1 protein-coding gene is annotated in these 1,437 nt (G+C 48.8%); it reads left to right on the plus strand.

Features of this window, described 5'->3' with window-relative positions:
• Positions 1–1,437, plus strand: a 1,437-nt coding sequence (locus ACTNBZ_RS14295) for a recombinase family protein (RefSeq protein WP_441210943.1), incomplete at both ends; no start/stop codon positions are given.

Consider the following 1,437-nt stretch of genomic DNA (forward strand, 5'->3'; position numbering starts at 1 on the left):
CAACGCATGATGCTCCGGCAATATGCCGCCGAGCATGGCCTGAATGTCATAGATGAATATATCGACGATGGATGGTCTGGAACGAACTTTGACAGGCCGGATTTTCAGAGAATGATTGATGACATTGAGGACGGGAAAATCAACTGCGTTGTTACGAAGGATTTATCCCGCTTAGGCAGAAACTACATTCTGACCGGCCAGTACACGGAAATCTACTTTCCCAGCAAAGGCGTCCGCTATATCGCTGTCAATGACAATGTGGACACCATCAACGGAGAGAATGAGCTTGCCCCATTCCTCAACATTCTGAATGAAATGCACGCCCGCCAGACCAGCAAAAAGGTAAAGGCGGCCATGCGGACACGGTTCGCAAATGGCGCACACTATGGAGCCTATGCTCCGCTTGGCTATGTCAAAGACCCAGATAAGAAAGGCCATCTTCTGATTGACCCGGAAACAAGGTGGATTATCGAAAAGATTTTTGACCTTGCCGTTCATGGCCGGGGAGCCGCCAGCATTACACGGATTTTGGTCGAAGAAAAAGTACCTACTCCCGGCTGGCTGAATTTCCAGAGATACGGCACTTTCGCAAATATCTATGCCGGAGCGCCGGAGGAAAAAGCCTATGCGTGGACGATAGCGCAGGTGAAAAGTATTCTGAAAGAGGAAACCTATATCGGACACAGCGTCCACAATAAGCAGACCAACATTTCATTCAAAAACAAGAAGAAAGTACGCAAGCCAAAAGAGGAATGGTATCGTGTGGAGAACACCCACGAAGCGATTATTTCCGAAGATGTGTTCCGTCAAGTACAGGAGCAGATTTGCAACAGGCGCAGACGGCAGAAGAACGGCACAACACAGATATTTTCCGGGCTGGTAAAATGTGCGGACTGCGGCTGGTCGCTGGCCTATGGTATGAACAGCCAGAACAAAAATCCCTATGCCCACTACCATTGTAGCAAGTACGGGCAAGGATTGCACCAGTGTTCCATGCACTATATCCGCTATGATGTGCTTTACGCCTATGTCCTTTCCCGTCTGCAATACTGGTCTGTGCTGGCACAGCAGGATGGGGACAAACTTCTGAAACGGCTACTTAACGCCAGCGACAAGGAACGCAATACTGCAAGGAAGCGGCAGACAGCCGAACTGAAAAAGGCGGAAAAGCGCAAAGCAGAAGTAGACACCCTGTTTGCAAAAATGTATGAGGACTGGTCTGCCGGACGCATTACAGAATACAATTTCAATATGCTGTCCGAAAAGTATCAGGGCGAACAGCGAGAATTGGACGTAAAAATTGAACGGCTTCACGAAGCGATGGAGACCGCCGCCCAGACAGCGGTTGACGCTGAAAAGTGGATAGGTCTGATGAAACAGTATGTCAATCCCACAGAATTGACGGCTGAACTTCTGAATACGCTGATTGAAAAAATC

Origin of the sequence: Pseudoflavonifractor sp. HCP28S3_F10, from assembly GCF_052065415.1 — a bacterium.
Taxonomy (GTDB): Bacteria; Bacillota; Clostridia; order Oscillospirales; family Oscillospiraceae; genus Pseudoflavonifractor_A.